General features: G+C 32.3%; 18 protein-coding genes. 6 read left to right on the forward strand and 12 right to left on the reverse strand.

The window, feature by feature from the left end:
• Position 1: 1 nt before the first annotated feature.
• Positions 2–760 (forward strand): LytTR family DNA-binding domain-containing protein, encoded by a 759-nt coding sequence (locus NNL09_RS25015; RefSeq protein WP_025668083.1) that lies wholly within the window; start codon positions 2–4, stop codon positions 758–760.
• Between the two features lie 8 nt (positions 761–768).
• On the forward strand, positions 769–1,395 hold the full coding sequence (locus NNL09_RS25020) for a DUF2306 domain-containing protein (protein ID WP_196911208.1): 627 nt from the start codon (positions 769–771) through the stop codon (positions 1,393–1,395).
• Positions 1,396–1,466: 71 nt separating this feature from the next.
• Here the strand turns inward: NNL09_RS25020 and NNL09_RS25025 are convergent, their stop codons facing one another.
• The 4 genes from NNL09_RS25025 to NNL09_RS25040 form a co-directional block, all read right to left on the reverse strand.
• Positions 1,467–1,646, reverse strand: a complete 180-nt coding sequence (locus NNL09_RS25025; protein WP_024771257.1) for a hypothetical protein — start codon at positions 1,644–1,646, stop codon at positions 1,467–1,469.
• A gap of 3 nt (positions 1,647–1,649) precedes the next feature.
• Entirely contained in the window at positions 1,650–2,504 is an 855-nt protein-coding gene (locus NNL09_RS25030; protein WP_196911209.1) for an SPFH domain-containing protein, read from the reverse strand.
• A gap of 198 nt (positions 2,505–2,702) precedes the next feature.
• Positions 2,703–3,140, reverse strand: a complete 438-nt coding sequence (locus tag NNL09_RS25035; RefSeq protein ID WP_025667553.1) for an Hsp20/alpha crystallin family protein — start codon at positions 3,138–3,140, stop codon at positions 2,703–2,705.
• A gap of 304 nt (positions 3,141–3,444) precedes the next feature.
• The gene (locus tag NNL09_RS25040; protein ID WP_196911210.1) at positions 3,445–3,846 is read right to left on the reverse strand and encodes a TerB family tellurite resistance protein; all 402 of its coding nucleotides are present in this window, start codon (positions 3,844–3,846) and stop codon (positions 3,445–3,447) included.
• 116 nt (positions 3,847–3,962) lie between these two features.
• Here NNL09_RS25040 and NNL09_RS25045 point away from each other — a divergent pair, with 116 nt between their 5' ends.
• Entirely contained in the window at positions 3,963–4,229 is a 267-nt protein-coding gene (locus NNL09_RS25045) for a DUF1456 family protein (protein ID WP_025667551.1), read from the forward strand.
• 80 nt (positions 4,230–4,309) lie between these two features.
• Positions 4,310–5,914 (forward strand): class I SAM-dependent methyltransferase, encoded by a 1,605-nt coding sequence (locus NNL09_RS25050; RefSeq protein ID WP_196911211.1) that lies wholly within the window; start codon positions 4,310–4,312, stop codon positions 5,912–5,914.
• A 90-nt stretch (positions 5,915–6,004) separates the two neighbouring features.
• Here the strand turns inward: NNL09_RS25050 and NNL09_RS25055 are convergent, their stop codons facing one another.
• From NNL09_RS25055 to NNL09_RS25070, 4 genes are all read right to left on the reverse strand, one after another.
• On the reverse strand, positions 6,005–6,337 hold the full coding sequence (locus NNL09_RS25055; protein WP_025667549.1) for a hypothetical protein: 333 nt from the start codon (positions 6,335–6,337) through the stop codon (positions 6,005–6,007).
• 150 nt (positions 6,338–6,487) lie between these two features.
• Positions 6,488–6,994, reverse strand: a complete 507-nt coding sequence (locus NNL09_RS25060; protein WP_025667548.1) for a cupin domain-containing protein — start codon at positions 6,992–6,994, stop codon at positions 6,488–6,490.
• Between the two features lie 87 nt (positions 6,995–7,081).
• A complete protein-coding gene (gene sucC, locus NNL09_RS25065; RefSeq protein WP_025667547.1) occupies positions 7,082–8,275 on the reverse strand; it encodes an ADP-forming succinate--CoA ligase subunit beta in 1,194 nt (397 codons plus the stop codon).
• A gap of 152 nt (positions 8,276–8,427) precedes the next feature.
• Complete coding sequence (locus NNL09_RS25070) at positions 8,428–9,063, reverse strand: LON peptidase substrate-binding domain-containing protein (protein WP_025667546.1); 636 nt, start codon at positions 9,061–9,063, stop codon at positions 8,428–8,430.
• 153 nt (positions 9,064–9,216) lie between these two features.
• Here NNL09_RS25070 and lysA point away from each other — a divergent pair, with 153 nt between their 5' ends.
• Complete coding sequence (gene lysA, locus NNL09_RS25075) at positions 9,217–10,446, forward strand: diaminopimelate decarboxylase (protein ID WP_196911212.1); 1,230 nt, start codon at positions 9,217–9,219, stop codon at positions 10,444–10,446.
• Between the two features lie 79 nt (positions 10,447–10,525).
• Here the strand turns inward: lysA and NNL09_RS25080 are convergent, their stop codons facing one another.
• Positions 10,526–12,049, reverse strand: coding sequence for an amidohydrolase family protein (locus NNL09_RS25080; RefSeq protein ID WP_231389238.1), 1,524 nt, complete (start codon positions 12,047–12,049; stop codon positions 10,526–10,528).
• 239 nt (positions 12,050–12,288) lie between these two features.
• Between NNL09_RS25080 and NNL09_RS25085 the strand changes: the two genes are divergently transcribed.
• The gene (locus tag NNL09_RS25085) at positions 12,289–12,798 is read left to right on the forward strand and encodes an SRPBCC domain-containing protein (RefSeq protein ID WP_025667543.1); all 510 of its coding nucleotides are present in this window, start codon (positions 12,289–12,291) and stop codon (positions 12,796–12,798) included.
• Here the strand turns inward: NNL09_RS25085 and NNL09_RS25090 are convergent, their stop codons facing one another.
• The 3 genes from NNL09_RS25090 to NNL09_RS25100 all read right to left on the reverse strand — a co-directional run bounded on the left by NNL09_RS25090 (position 12,799) and on the right by NNL09_RS25100 (position 16,176).
• Entirely contained in the window at positions 12,799–13,023 is a 225-nt protein-coding gene (locus tag NNL09_RS25090) for a DUF3820 family protein (protein ID WP_196911214.1), read from the reverse strand. It lies immediately after the preceding gene.
• Positions 13,024–13,044: 21 nt separating this feature from the next.
• The gene (locus NNL09_RS25095) at positions 13,045–13,581 is read right to left on the reverse strand and encodes a DUF922 domain-containing protein (RefSeq protein ID WP_196911215.1); all 537 of its coding nucleotides are present in this window, start codon (positions 13,579–13,581) and stop codon (positions 13,045–13,047) included.
• 429 nt (positions 13,582–14,010) lie between these two features.
• Complete coding sequence (locus NNL09_RS25100; protein ID WP_196911216.1) at positions 14,011–16,176, reverse strand: LysM peptidoglycan-binding domain-containing protein; 2,166 nt, start codon at positions 16,174–16,176, stop codon at positions 14,011–14,013.
• Positions 16,177–16,182: the final 6 nt, after the last annotated feature.

Here is a 16,182-nt window from a genome sequence, read left to right on the forward strand (position 1 = left end):
AATGACTGCTGTAATTGTTGAAGACGAAAATATAGCCTCTAAGCGTTTGGCAAATCTCATCGAAGAATTAGCTCCAGAAATAAAGATTGCCGGTCAAATCACTTCTGTCGAGAACGGGAGACATTGGTTTGAAAATAACCCACTCCCCGATCTAATATTTCTGGACATTCAATTAAATGATGGATATGGATTCGATATTTTAGATACGCTAGAAGATCACCCCCCTATTATATTTACTACGGCATATAACGAATATGCCATAAGAGGTTTTAAGTATAATGGGCTAGATTACCTTCTAAAACCAATTGACAAAAAAGATTTAAAAAACGCTCTTGCCAAATACAAAAAGAGCTTTACGGGAGCTGGTAAATCGATAGATGATGTAAAATTCGAACGTATTAAAAATTTGTTTGCAAAAGAATACAAACGTCGTTTTATGGTTAAAGTTGGAAATCAATTTAACACTTTTAATGTTGACGATATTGCTTATTTTAAATCCCATGAAGGAATTATTTTTTTGCACTCCCACACAGGAAAGCAATATCCTATAGAATACACTATAGATCAACTTGAGGAAATTCTAGATCCTGTTCATTTTTTTAGAATTAATAGAAAATTTATGATTTCTGTTAAAGCTGTAGTTGAGATTCACAGTTATTTTAATAGTAGATTATTATTGAAACTAAAGCCTATGGACGATGATCAGATTATTGTTTCCAGAGAGCGGACCTCTAATTTCAAAAAGTGGCTTGACCTTTAATTTACAAAATGGTAAAAAAAATTACTCAAGTCATTTTTGTTCTATTAAGTACTGTGATAGGTCTCTATCCTTTTATATATCTCTTTGTAAATCGAAAATTTGGTTTATTAAATTCGAAAAGTAGTGACTTACTTGTCGATACCATTTGGAATATTGCCTTTTATAGTCATATCTTTTTTGGAGGTGTTGCGTTATTAATAGGCTGGATTCAGTTTAATAAAAAAATAAGAGTCTCTCGATCAGAATTGCATAAGCGTATTGGAAAAATCTATATGATTATGGTCTTTATAAGTGGAATTTCGGGAATTTATATTGGTTTCTTTGCTACAGGAGGAGTTATTGCATCTCTCGGATTTATATGCTTAGGAATACTTTGGATATACACTACCTATAAAGCATATTGGTATGCCAAAACTACCCGAATACCCCAACATCAAACTATGATGTATTACAGTTATGCGGCCTGTTTTTCTGCTGTAACCCTTAGAGTATGGTTACCCATACTTATTATGCTTATTGGAGATTTCATCATTGCATATCAAATAGTAGCATGGCTTTGCTGGATTCCGAATCTTATTTTTGCATATTATCTTGTGGGTAGAATCAAATCCAGGTTAGTCGTAAGTTCTATTTGAATATCACTATAAAAAATGCTCCCGGTATATCAGGAGCATTTTTACAATAGTAAATATTTAAAATCTTTATACTATTCTTCAGAATCGTTAGACTTTTTTTTAGGTTTCAGACGCTTTGCATCTTTAAGGCTTTTATGTATCATCCATTCTAGTTGCCCATTAACACTTCGAAACTCATCATCAGCCCATTTTTCAATCGACTTAAAAGTTTCTGGGTCTATTCTAAGAACAAATGATTTTTTCTTACTCATAAATTACGAATGTAATGTCCCAGTATTAATTACTGGTGTTGCTTCTTTATCACCGCACAAGACAACCATCAGATTACTCACCATAGATGCTTTCTTATCGTCATCAAAATCTATGATATCATCTGCAGATAATTTGGTTAAAGCATCTTCTACCATACCAACAGCTCCTTCAACTATTTTTTTACGCGCTGCTACGATAGCTACTGCTTGTTGTCTTTTTAACATCGAACTTGCTATTTCTGGGGCATATGCCAGGTATCCAATTCTGGCCTCAAGAACTTCTATTCCTGCAATGGCCAAACGCTCTGTTATTTCATTTTCTAAAGCTTCATTTACTTCATCCATACCAGATAACAATGTTACCTCCTGTTGTCCATCAGCAAAATTATCATACGGATAAGAGCCTGCGAGTTTTCTTACGGCAGCATCTGTTTGTACTCTTACAAACTCTTCGTACTGATCAACATCAAAAACTGCTTTATATGTATCTGATACCTTCCACACCAAAATTACATTAATCAAAATTGGATTACCAATTTTATCATTCACTTTTACCCGTTCGCTATAGAAGTTTCTGGCCCTCAAAGAAATTCTTTGCCTGGTATAAAAAGGATTTGCCCAAAAGAAACCATTATTCTTTACTGTTCCTTTATACGCCCCAAATAACACCATTACTTTAGAACTATTAGGGTTTACAATAAAAAAACCTTTAATGATAAACAATATTACCATTATAAGAATTATAAATAAGGGGTTTTCACTTAGAAGCAAACCAGTAACCATAGCCATTACAACTAATAAAAGTAAACCTAACATTAGATAACCACTACTTGCTTTTATATTTTTTTCGTATTTCATAATAATATCATTTTGATATCACAATAATACAAATATTTTTTTAATATTCTTAGAAATGACTAAAAATTAACTATTTAAAGTGATCAAAATACCTTTGTTGAGTTATTTCATTTTAGACTTGAATTAAAAAACAAAAACACTCTTTACTTTAAAGAGTGTTTTTGAAACATTAACTAACTAAATCTCAAATCAATCAAATCATGAAATCTCAATCAACCTTTTTGGTTGTACTTTTGCTTCCTCTTTTTTAGGAAGTTTTACCAATAGCACTCCGTTTTCGTATGAAGCACCTATTTTGTTACCGTTTACTGCTTCTGGTAAGCTAAATGAACGTTTAAATGCATTGTATCCAAATTCTTTTCGCGTGTACTTTCCTTTTTCATCTTTAGTTTCTTTTTCTGATGTGCTCTCTGAAGAAATAGTAAGAACATCGTTATTCAGTTCAATACTAAAGTCTTCTTTAGTAAGTCCTGGCGCAGCTAATTCTACAACAAAATCTTCATCTGTTTCTTTAACATTAACTGCTGGAGTATTTACCCCAATTTTATTAATATTAGATGTTCCACCAAGCCAATCGGTAGTAAAGAAATCATCAAAAAGGAAAGGTAATCTGTCTGTTTTTTTTAGTAAACTCATTGTATATTTTTTTAAGGTTATTCAAAATTTCAATTACAATGAGTATATAGCAATTTGGGTTCCGTTTTACTTTTAACGACATTTTGTCATTAAATCATACTCAATTAATGACATTTTGTCAAAATATCCTTTTGTAAGAGTGACAAAACATCTTAAATATTAAAAACCCGAAAGGATTTTCTTTCGGGTTTTTAGCATGAGAGCACAGCATCTTAATTATAGATGAGTCATCTCTATATTTTTAGAATATTGGTTTGATTGCTTAAATAGGTTTCAAAACCAGTACACACATAAGCTTACTATGTTAATTATAAAAACGTGTGAAAATAGAGATCAATTCCTTTGGCGGAATAATCTTATTAGGGTATTCATTCATTTTTTCAAGAACTGTATCAATGGCTTCTAGCCTAAGCCCCATATGTAATCCTATTTCTTTTATCTTATGAATTTCTAATTGAGAAGTTTCCTGATCTATATTCATGAGCAGCACCAATCTATGAAATTGAAGAATTCTTTGTGACTCGGGTTGCAAGTTCTTTTTTTCTCCCCCTTCTTCTATCAAAATATCCACCTCTTCTTTTGTTATCTTAAGTTGCGATGCAATGACCAGGATAAAATTATATTCTTGTTCTTTAAATTTTTTATCTGCTTTAGCAAACTGTATCATTTCAGAAAGCAAACTCAATTTCTCTTCTTTACTATACATAAACCAATTACTTTTTGTCGAAAATAGTAATTTTCAACTAAACTCGTACAACATTTTTCACACTCAACTTCTCATTTTAATCCCATTATCAATTCAAAAAAATATACCTTTGCAGTATGGGTTTAACAAATAATGATATTTTTAAAAAATTAAGGGTTGCACATAAATTACGCGATGATGATATTGTAAAAATCTGTGCATTGGTAGATTTTAAAGTAACTAAAAGCGAATTAGGTGCATTTTTTAGAAATGAAAATCATCCAAAATACATGGAATGTGGTGATCAAATACTACGCAATTTCTTAAATGGGCTAATTATTCATCTTAGAGGTCCGATGCCCGAAAAAAAGAAAGACACTACAAAAAATAAGAACACCAACTAACGTTTTTTACTTCAAAATAAATGCTTAATTTGGTTGAGATCAATATTTTTTCACTCAACAATTATTCAACTTAAGTATCTATGCTTACTGCAGCCGAAAAACAATTATTTAGAGAAGAACTTTTTTGTCATTTAGACGGAATTGCTGTAGCGCCTGTCGCCTATTCTCTTTATAAAAATAATATTACCGATTATTTAATTAACAATAAAGAAACATCAGTTTCACAAATTGCAGCATCTCATAAGACCAATGAAGGATATCTAAATGTCGCTTTGCGAATACTAAGTGCTCAAGGTTGGCTGGATTACAAAGTAAATAAAGATAATGTAATCATAAAAACCAATACACTTTCTGAATTGGCTTTTAATCATTTTTATCTATATGAAGACGTAGTCAATCTATTGGAATATTCTGGTAAATTTCATCCTAGAAAATTTGAATTAGAGCCTTTTCATAAACTAGAACAGTTATTTAAAAAATATCAAAACCGCTTTAGCTTACCTTCTGAAAAAGATAGCACAATTACTCAAATCCAAGATCAAATCCTTAAGCATATTGAAGGTATTTTAGTCGGCCCAACTACAGTACATTTGGGTATGGGCGGAATGTTTCATAAATATTTTATGGAAGCGTCTTTTAGCGCAGATGAATACCACAAGTTTCCTGATAGCTTTAACACTATCCTTACATTCTTAAGCTACCTGGGCTGGTTTAGCAAATCAAATGGTAACTATACTTTTACCAATAAGGGATTATTTTTTGCAAAAAGGGCTTCTGCCTATGGTGTTACTGTTTCATACATCCCCATGTTTCGACAAATGGATGCTTTATTATTTGGTGATCCCAATGCACTATGGAACCCCCAGGGCGATACCGAAATACACGTAGATCGAGAAATGAATGTATGGGGAAGCGGAGGAGCACACACTACCTATTTCAAAAAGATTGATGAAATCATTATTAGCCTGTTTAACAAGCCTCTGGATGAGCAACCTAAAGGAATTCTGGATATGGGATGTGGTAATGGTGCTTTTTTAATTCACCTCTTTGAAGTTATTGAATCCAAAACACTTCGCGGTAAACACTTAGATGATTACCCTTTGTTTTTGGTTGGTGCAGATTACAATAAAGCGGCTTTAAAAGTTACCAGAGCTAATTTAATTCAGGCAGACATATGGGCCAAAGTTATCTGGGGAGATATTAGCGATCCTGATTTATTAGAAAAAGACCTAAAAGAAAACTATACTATAGCACTAAAAGATTTATTATCGGTAAGAACATTCCTAGATCACAATAGGATCTGGAGCGATCCCATTTCACAACTGAACACTCCTAGTGAATCTACTGGTGCATTTGCTTATCGAGGAAAACGATTGCTTAATAGCGATGTTGAAAGAAATTTAAAAGATCATTTTAAAAAATGGGGGGCTCATATTGAAAAATTCGGGTTAATCGTCATAGAACTACATACGATATCTCCAGAATTAACGGCTAAAAACCTTGGCAAAACTGCAGCTACTGCCTATGATGCTACGCATGGATTTTCTGATCAGTATATTTTAGAGATCGATTCTTTTTTAAAAGTAATTGAGGAAGTAGGGTTAAAAAGTGATGACAAATACTTTTCTAAGTTTCCGAATTCTGATCTGGCAACAGTAAGTATTAATTATATTATTGGAAAATGATACCCTGTTAAGGAGCCGTACTATTGATAAATAAAAAAGTCCCAGCTGATGATTTCCGGGACTTTTTATGCATTCACATGTTTTACAATCTTATTCTTCTACGATACGTACGGGCATCTTGAATACTTTAGCTTCAGAACCATATTGTGTTCCTACTTTTTTATAATTTAATCGACTCTTAATAAAACCATCTAAGTTTTCACTTTTAGAATCAACAGATAATACTACGATTTCACCTTTACTATTTAAAGTAAATGTTACGTAGGCGGTTAATTCTTTTTTAATTTTAAAAGACGGCTTCTTTAATAACGTTCTAATCTCTTTATTAAGAGCGTTTTCTATTTTTGTTGGATTAGTACTCGCACTTGCGATACTACTTACTGCGAAGGCAACTGCCAAAAGTAATACATTCAATTTTTTCATGATCTATTCGTTTTTATTGATTTATACTTATAAGACCATTGATTATCCAAATTTGTTACACTAAGAATAAATTTTTAACACAGATTAACAAATTGATTAAATGCAATTAACATAGAAATCCCCTAAAAAAGGCGCTTCCCAGCTCTTGTGTTAATTTCTTGTAAGCTGAGTAATTATATCTTTGTGTTTTGAAAATTGCTGAATTAAGTCTTTTCTTTCTGCCAATTCAAAATCATCGAAATCAAAACCTGGTGATACTGTACACCCTACTAAAGAATAGCTATTTTCTTTTTTTACACTAGAAGCAAACCAGCAACCGGCAGGAACTACCAATTGAGGTAGCTCTCCTTCTTCTAAATTCATACCTACAGAATAACGATGATATTCTCCTTCTAAATCGATAACATGCACAAACAAAGAAGCTCCTTCATAATAATGCCATATTTCATCCTGATTGATTTTATGAAACGCCGAAAAATTGTCTGAGGTAAGAAGAAAGTAAATAGCAGTACAATAATTACGTTCTCCGCTATATTTCTCACCCAAAGCATGTTGAGAAATAACACCTTCGCTTCTATAGGTTTCTTTATAAAATCCACCTTCGGGATGTGGGTTCATATCTAATTTCTGAACTATTTTTTCTATCCTTGTATTCATGGCATTTATATTTTAGGTGTTTTTTATAAAAAAAAGAAGCGACCTATTGATGATCGCTTCTAATATATACTAAAATCTAATTAGTTATTATGCTAATACTGCCTGTACTTTATCAGCAGCTTCCTGAAACTGTACTGCACTTTGTACATCTAATCCACTATTGTCAATTAGTTCTTTTGCAATATCGGCATTAGTACCTTGCAAACGAACTATAATTGGCACATTAATCGCATCACCCATATTTTTATATGCATCTACAACTCCTTGTGCTACTCGATCACAACGAACGATACCGCCAAAAATATTGATTAAAATTGCTTTTACATTTGGATCTTTAAGGATGATTCTAAATGCTGTTTCTACACGTTTTGCATCAGCAGTACCTCCTACATCAAGGAAATTTGCTGGCTCTCCTCCTGCTTGCTTAATCAAATCCATTGTAGCCATTGCAAGACCAGCACCATTTACCATACACCCTACATTTCCATCAAGGTCAACATAATTAAGTCCTACTTCTTTTGCTTCAACCTCGATTGCATTTTCCTCTCTGATATCACGCATATCTACATAGTTCTTATGACGGTATAATGCATTATCATCCAAAGTCACCTTGGCATCTACTGCCATAATTTTATCATCACTTGTTTTAAGAACAGGGTTTATCTCGAATAAAGATGCATCTGATTTAACATAAGCTGTATATAATGACATTACAAATTTGGTCATTTCTTTAAAAGCAGTTCCGCTTAATCCCAAATTGAAAGCAACACGTCTTGCTTGAAAAGGAAGTAACCCAACAGCTGGGTCGATTTCTTCTGTAAAAATTAAGTGAGGAGTTTCTTCTGCTACAGTTTCGATATCCATACCACCTTCTGTAGAATACATAATCATGTTACGTCCAGAAGTACGATTTAGCAATACCGACATATAAAATTCATTCGGTTCGCTATCCCCAGGATAATATACATCTTCTGCAACTAATACCTGGTGAACTTTCTTACCTTCTGCCGAAGTTTGAGGTGTAATCAAATTCATTCCTATGATTTGTTCTGCCACCTCTTCTACTTCCTTAAGGTTTTTAGCAAGTTTTACTCCTCCACCTTTTCCTCGTCCACCGGCGTGAACTTGCGCTTTAATTACATACCATTCTGTTCCGGTCTCTGTAGTAAGTTGTTTTGCCGCAGCTACAGCTTCGTTTGCATTCTGTGCTACAATACCGCGCTGTATACGCACGCCAAAGCTATTTAATATCTCTTTACCCTGATACTCGTGTAAGTTCATACTATTATTTTTTTGCCTTTTTTAGGAGTTCCAAAAATAGGAAAAGTGAAGTTATTGTGCCAATCTTTTTATAGTAAAAAAAACTAACCCTTTTTTATGCCTTAATCCATTAAAAAAGTGCGTAAATACAGGTAAAGACCACTTCTTATTCATTACAGTTTAAAATCCTCAAAATCTAAAGGGTCGAAATTTTTAAAATGGCCATTCATTTTGATCGCTTTTTTGGCATTATTCATTTCTCTCACCACAGGAATTGTTTTTTTAAGATGACTAATCAAATATTTTAGCCTTTCTACCTCATTCCGAAGTTTCAATAAATGATATTCCTGATGTAAAGCCAATCCTATTTTATGTGCTACCTGATAACTAACAAAGGGAATATCAAATACAGGAGGGTTATCTATCGTTAATTCTACATATAGAATAGCTATATTTTTAAGCAATTCTTCCTGCAACTCTTCTTCACTGCTATCATTATCCTTAAGAAATTCTACCTCTCCTCCTGCGTATAGCTTACCAGGGAATTGCTGATAAAAGTTTGTGATTCTAAAAATTCTTGTCCCTTCGCATATCACATCACTCTCTCCTCCCGGGTATTTCTGAGCTATTTTTTGAAGTTTTACCTCGGTACCATATTCTAATTTTTCATCAACATACGTAGGTATACCAAATAAAATCCCTTCTTCTTCACAATCATTAATTAATTGCTGGTACCTTTTTTCAAAAATATGTAAAGACAATCGCTCCTTAGGATAAACAACGGTTTGTAATGGAAAAAGAGGTAACATGTTTTTTTTATTAAATGTACTAATTAAGACTGTTTATATTCCTTAAACACAAGTTAAAAATCTTAATTTTTCTTATGCATTATATTTTTTCTTTTCAAGACACAGATATCTCTAATTTTATTGATAATTTCGTAGGCTTAAATTTGTGACACAATGGAAAATGAAAATTTATTAGCAATTGCAAATGAGTTTGGGAGTCCAGTTTATGTATATGACTCCTCAAAAATTATCTCACAGTATGATCGTCTTTCTGATGCTTTTAAGAAAGTCAAACGGTTAAAACTTAATTATGCAGTCAAGGCACTGTCTAATATTGCTATTTTAAAGTTGATGAATTCATTAGGAGCCGGACTAGACACTGTTTCTGTTCAAGAAGTAGAACTAGGGCTAAAGGCTGGTGTCAAACCAAGTAATATTGTTTTTACTCCTAACGGGGTTTCTCTTGAAGAAATAGAAGAAGTTTCTGCCTTGGGCGTACAAATAAACATTGATAACCTTTCTATCCTGGAGCAGTTCGGCACAAAACACCCTAATGTCCCAGTATGCATCCGTATGAATCCTCATGTTATGGCAGGAGGAAACAGTAAAATATCGGTAGGACATATAGATAGTAAATTTGGAATATCAATTCATCAAATACCACATATCCTTAGGATTGTAGAAAACACAGGAATGCGTATTAATGGAATACATATGCATACCGGTAGTGATATTCTGGATATTGAAGTATTTCTACGTGCTTGCGAAATACTTTTTGAAACTGCCATGAATTTCAAAAATCTTGATTTTATTGATTTTGGAAGCGGATTTAAAGTACCTTATAAATTAGGTGATATTGAAACTAATATTGAAGAGTTTGGTAGTAAGATGACTAAACGTTTTAATACTTTTTGTAAAGAATATGGTAAAGAACTAACACTAGGTTTTGAACCTGGTAAATTTCTGGTGAGTGAAGCGGGATACTTTTTGGCTAAAGTAAATGTAATCAAACAAACTACATCTACTGTTTTTGCCGGAATTGATAGTGGTTTTAATCACTTCATTCGACCGATGTTCTACAATTCTCATCATGAGATTATCAATATTTCTAATCCAAAAGGAAGAGAACGATTTTATTCGGTAGTTGGATATATTTGCGAAACAGATACTTTCGCTACAAATAGAAGGATTTCTGAAATTAATGAAGGTGATACCATTGTTTTTAAAAATGCAGGTGCTTATTGTTTTTCTATGTCTAGTAATTACAATTCTCGTTATCGCCCTGCAGAAGTATTATGGCATGAAGGAAAAGCACATCTGATTCGTAAGCGCGAAACATTTGATGATCTTACAAGAAATCAAGTGGATATCGATGTCTTTTCTAAAGTTGTTGAAACGACATAATAGCACTTAAACAGATATACAAAAAGCGTCAGGTTTTCATCTGACGCTTTTTAATTTTATAACTGTTAATTGAAAAGATTTATTCTTTTATTCCGGGTTGTAAAATAGTGAACTTCTCTTTTTCTTTTGCTTCATCTACCATTCTTTTTACATCTGCAAGAAGTGCTTTAGCATCATAAATTACTCCATCTTTAATAGTATACTTAACCCCTCCTGCCCGAATAACTTTATTATCATCTGTTAATCGAATGGCTCCTGTTCCGTAAAGTACTTTTAAGTTCTGAAGCGGATTTTCTTCTACTACTACAAAATCTGCTAGTTTACCTACTTCGACAGAACCAATTTTATCTGACATTCCTAAAGCTTCTGCTCCATTTAATGTAGCTGCTCTAATTATTTCAAGAGGATGAAAACCAGCTTCTCGAAACAATTCTAATTCTCGTATATAAGCAAAACCATATAATTGAAAAATAAATCCAGAATCTGATCCTACAGTAACACGCCCTCCTCTATTTTTATATTCATTAATAAAGGTCATCCATAGTCGATAATTTTCTCTCCAAACGACTTCTTGTTCTGTTCCCCAGTCGTGCCAATACGAACCATGTGAGATTTTACTAGGTTGATAAAATCTCCATAACGAAGGTAATGTATAGGTCTCATGCCATTCTGCCCTACGAGCTCTTTGTAAATCTCTACTCGCTTCGTAAATATTAAAAGTTGGATCTAATGTAAAATCGAGTTCTATTAACTCATTCATTACTTTATTCCAATGATCAGAATAAGGCTTTGCCGCTTGTTTCCATAGTTTACCTGCTTCTTCAAATCGATGTTGTTCATTTTGATAATTATAATCCAAAGGGTAATGCTGAACGGTTTTATCCTCAAATAACGCCTCTGGTAATCCATACCAGTGCTCCATAGAGGTAAGTCCTGCTTTTGCAGAATTTAAGACATTCCATCGAGCCACATCGGTTTGAGAATGATGACAGGCAGAACGTAGTCCTAGTTTTTTATTTTCATCTAATGCCGCTGTCATAATTTCTGGAGCCGCTCCAAAAAACTTTATCCCATCTGCTCCTTTTTTTGCATTTTCCTGAACCCATTTTCTTGCCATCTCAGGAGTACTTATTGGCGAAGTACTACCCTGTCCAAATCCTGTGTATGCAAAAATACGAGGTGCTATAATTTCATTTTTTTTACTTGCTTTTTTTAACTTCATTGTCCAATCTACACCTCTTCCGCTGGGCTCCCTAACAGTGGTTATACCATGTGCCATCCATAATTTAAAAACATAATCAGCATCTGCACCTTGTGCCACTCCACCAATATGTCCGTGCATATCTACAAAACCTGGCAACACATACATTCCTTCTGCATTAAGCTCCTTACCTCCTGGCTTTAATACAGGACGTTTAGTAGCATTAATTGGCATACCTGGATACCCAACAACAACAATGTTTTTAATTATATTATTTTCTACAACAATATCAACTGGCCCTCTTGGAGGCGCACCATTACCATTAATCAATGTTATACCTCTGATGATTAGTTGAGAGAAAGGTCCTTCTTTAAACTCTTGTGCATTGGTTTGCAACGCCATAAATACAACAAGAAGGTAAAGTACATGTTTTGTGATTTTCATTTTAAAAGATTTGCGTGAAACAAAAAAGATAAGTGTATTTCTTTACAATTAGAAAACACTCTATATATAATTGTGATTAAACTTACTTAATTCAAAATAAAATTGAATAACCTCTATGAAGAATTTAACACCAATACATTCTTAGTATTAAATTTAATATTCATTATCTTTAATACAGCATCAAAATCATTTTAATCATGGAAAAGTTACAATGGAATTCGTTTACCAAAAAAATTTACATTCATAAATCTATTGAAGAACTATATGATTTATGGGCAACCCCCAAAGGGATTACTTCCTGGTTTTTAAAACAAGCTGAATACAGCACTGATGGACAAGTCAGAAAACCATCAGAGCATATCCAAAAAGGTGACACATACACCTGGCAATGGCATAATTGGAATGAAAAAGAAAAAGGAGAAGTATTAGAAGCTAACGGAAATAACTATATTGAAATTAGCTTTAGCAATTCAAAAGTTTCTGTAAGACTCGAAAAGAAAAACAGTGCAACTATAGTGATTTTGTCTCAATTTGATATCCCTGTAGATGATAAAAGTAAGTTACAAATACACTATGGATGTAGTAATGGCTGGACATTTTGGCTTGCCAATTTAAAAGCTTTTGCAGAGCACGGTATTTTGCTAAATGAAACCGAAATAAATTTACAGGAGAATGAACTTTCGGGATATGAATTTGTAAATATGTGATTATAAATTTTTAATATTTCTAACCAAATACTCTAATCCATTAAGTTTTAATTCATATACTGTTTGTAATTGTTGCCCCAGCAGTCCTTTGGGAAAACCTTTGTTGTGATACCATACAACATAATACTCTGGAAGATCGATCAGATATCTATCTTTATATTTACCAAATGGCATTTTGGCATAGGCTAATTTGATTAAAAAATCCTTTTGAAGTTGGATTTCCATGAGGTTGGTTATAACAGCAATTTATTTAGTAAAATCTCGGTAATACCACATTAATGTTTCTACCTTTTTTTCCCACTTTTTTTGTGCTTCTTTATTTCTTGAGTGATCTGTTTCTTCATCATATCTTTCTTGCATATTGACTCTCATTCTCTCTACCAACTTATACATTTTATTAAGATCTCTTCTTATATTTTTTCCTGCACTATACTCTTTCAATCTTTTTCTCATTATTCGCGCATGCAATTCTGAAATATCAAAATGTAGTTGTTCATGAGAAAGAAGGTCCGCTGACATCTGTCCTCTCTTAACCCAAGATAGAGACGGATAGCAATAGCTATCTACCTGATAATTTAATTCAATTTCTCCTTTATCTTTACCATAAGACCATTGATAGGTTATTCCTGTATTTACGCTAGCGTCATAATGACTATTCAAATTTGGTTTCCCTCTAAAATCTGACCAATCTAACTCGCTTCTTTCTGCGTACGAGAATTTCCCTACATAACCATTATTACTGGTAAAAAATAAAATTAAAATAATAGTAAAGCACTTACTCATAATTGCAAACAATTATGCCCAAATAAAAGTTATATTTTTATCTATTTCAGAGACGCTGGGGGAACACAATATGGGGCAAATATTGTTTGCTCTCTGCAAAATAGCATTATTTTTTAGTTCTAAATATACACGTATTTTTAAAAAATACATAATTTCTAGAATCTAATTTCGATTTATTTCTCCTTTGTTTTCCTTAATATTCCAATCCAATCAATTATAATGCCAAGAAATCTTTATTTCATAAAACAATAATAACAAAAAAGATAACCAATACAGTATCAAATATATATAAAAAATCCTTTTTTTTATATATCAAAATGTATTTTTAATCTAGTATTAAAATATTCCCCAAATAATACTAGTATACTTTATTTTTCTTTAAAAATTGATTTTCCAGGTCAATTCTTAAAACTCCAAAACTAACAAAAATTATTCAACCAGAGTTAATTTTAACTCATCATCAAACTTAATCAAATATGCAGCACTATTATGATACCCTCCTAATAGTTTCTTAGAATAGTTAAATTTATTCTCGACATATTCTGTTGTTCCTTCATAAGAAGCAGAGTGATATAGATCATCAGCGGTTCCTAATCGCATTAAAATATCATACGTTATATCAAAGCCACGAATGGCCCAATTATTAGGATCGATACCATATTCTCTCTTATATCTTTTAACAAACGAAGATGCTTCTTCTCCTTCTTCAACTTCTTTATTATCGAATTCTTTATCTACAGATGGGTAATGCATGTGCAATTTTGATAAGTGTTCATTTTTAATATTATCATTATTAAATGCATTATTTTTATCTGTAGTAAACAATGTTATTTTATGACTTTCTGCTTTGGCATTAAGCAAAGGAATAACATTACTTATCATCGCTACATCATTTGACTCTAGAAAAACCCAATTAGGCTTATTCTTATCTAAAACCTTATTTAATCTTACTTCATAAAGATAATTACCTTCTTCGATTTTAGCTATTTTGGCATTAGGGAATTTAGCAATTAGCTTCTCTTTAATTTGTTTATGTTTTTCTCCTTGCTGCACTATAAGTACAATATTTTTATCGATAGAATCTTTTTCTACAAACGAAATTATTTTGTCCTGAAGTATTACATTCGTAGGACGGGTTTGAAAAAAATTGTCATATAAGCTAGATTCTTTTCTTGATGCAGGTGAAAAAACAGGTGTATTATGTTTTTTAAGTTCTGAAGCTACTATTTCTAAATTTGTTTGGTATAATGGCCCAATCACAACATTTGTTTCGTTAAAATCATTTTCTGCCATTATTTTTTTAATATACCCTTCATTATTACTTTTCTGAGTATCAAAAACATTAAGCTCTGTAGTTATTCCTCTTGTTCTAGCAGAATCTACAGCAATCAATACTCCACTATAAAGATCTAATGCTATTCTAAGACTTTGCTTACTTTTAAGAAATTCTTCGGTATCTTTTCTAGCTTCAAAGTTTAAAGTATCCAAACCAAAAGGCAGCATTACAGCTACTTTTTTAGGAGAGAAATTGTAAAGATTTTTGCTTAGATCTATATATTTCTCTTTGCTCACATCAAAATTGGTAACCGCAGTTAATGTATCTTTAGGAATTGTAATAACCATACCTGCTTTAAGTCCATCTCTTAAATATGGATTCATTTTAAACAAAGAATCGGCAGAAATACCTGTACGTTGTAAAATTCTAAAAACAGTTTCTTTTGGTTTTACTTCATATAACTCAAATCCAGGTTGAATTGAATCCTTTAGAGAGACAAATATAGTTGTAGGTACCGTAATTTGCATTCCGATAGGAAAACTTGGATTCATGTTAGGATTGAGTTTTTCTAACTCTGCTATCGTGATCCCGTGTCTTCTTGCAATATTATATTTGGTATCTTTTGGTTTTATTGTATATCTGGTTGTGGCAGATACTCTAGAATTTGTTGGATCCGTAATTATATCACCTGGTGAAGGTTTATCTTCATATACCGGTATTCTTATTTTATCTTTCTTTTTTATCTGTTCTGCATACAATCGTTTATTATTCTTTTTTATATCCTCAACCGTAATTTTATATTTCTTCGCTATACCATATAACGTTTCTTTTCTTTTAACTTTATGAGTAATATATCGAACAATTTTTCGCTCTTTAGGAATAATTTTCAAGCTATCAAGTACAGTATCTTTTCCTTTATCAGAAATCGCATCAATAGCAGTAGGGTCCTTTTTTATAATTTTACCTACATTTAGTATTTGCCCTATATTAATTCCTTTATCAGCTTCTGGATTAAGCAAATAAATAGTTTCTATACTGATATTGTATTTTTTAGACAAACTGTACACAGTATCATCTTTTTCTACAACATGGGTGTTATACTCCTGATCATCTGTGATTGGAATAGCTAAAATTTCCCCTTCATTAATTCCTTCTTTTGCTGTTGGATTTATTCTATATATAGCTTCTGGAGTTGTATTATAACGTTTAGCTATTCTATATACATTTTCTCCTTTCGCAACAGTATGACTTTTATATTGCTGTGCAAAAGTTGAACCTGATACTATCAACAACAGAAATATCAATAAGAACTTTTTCATGTATTT

The sequence above is a fragment of the Aquimarina sp. EL_43 genome (assembly GCF_943422735.1).
GTDB lineage: Bacteria > Bacteroidota > Bacteroidia > Flavobacteriales > Flavobacteriaceae > Aquimarina > Aquimarina megaterium.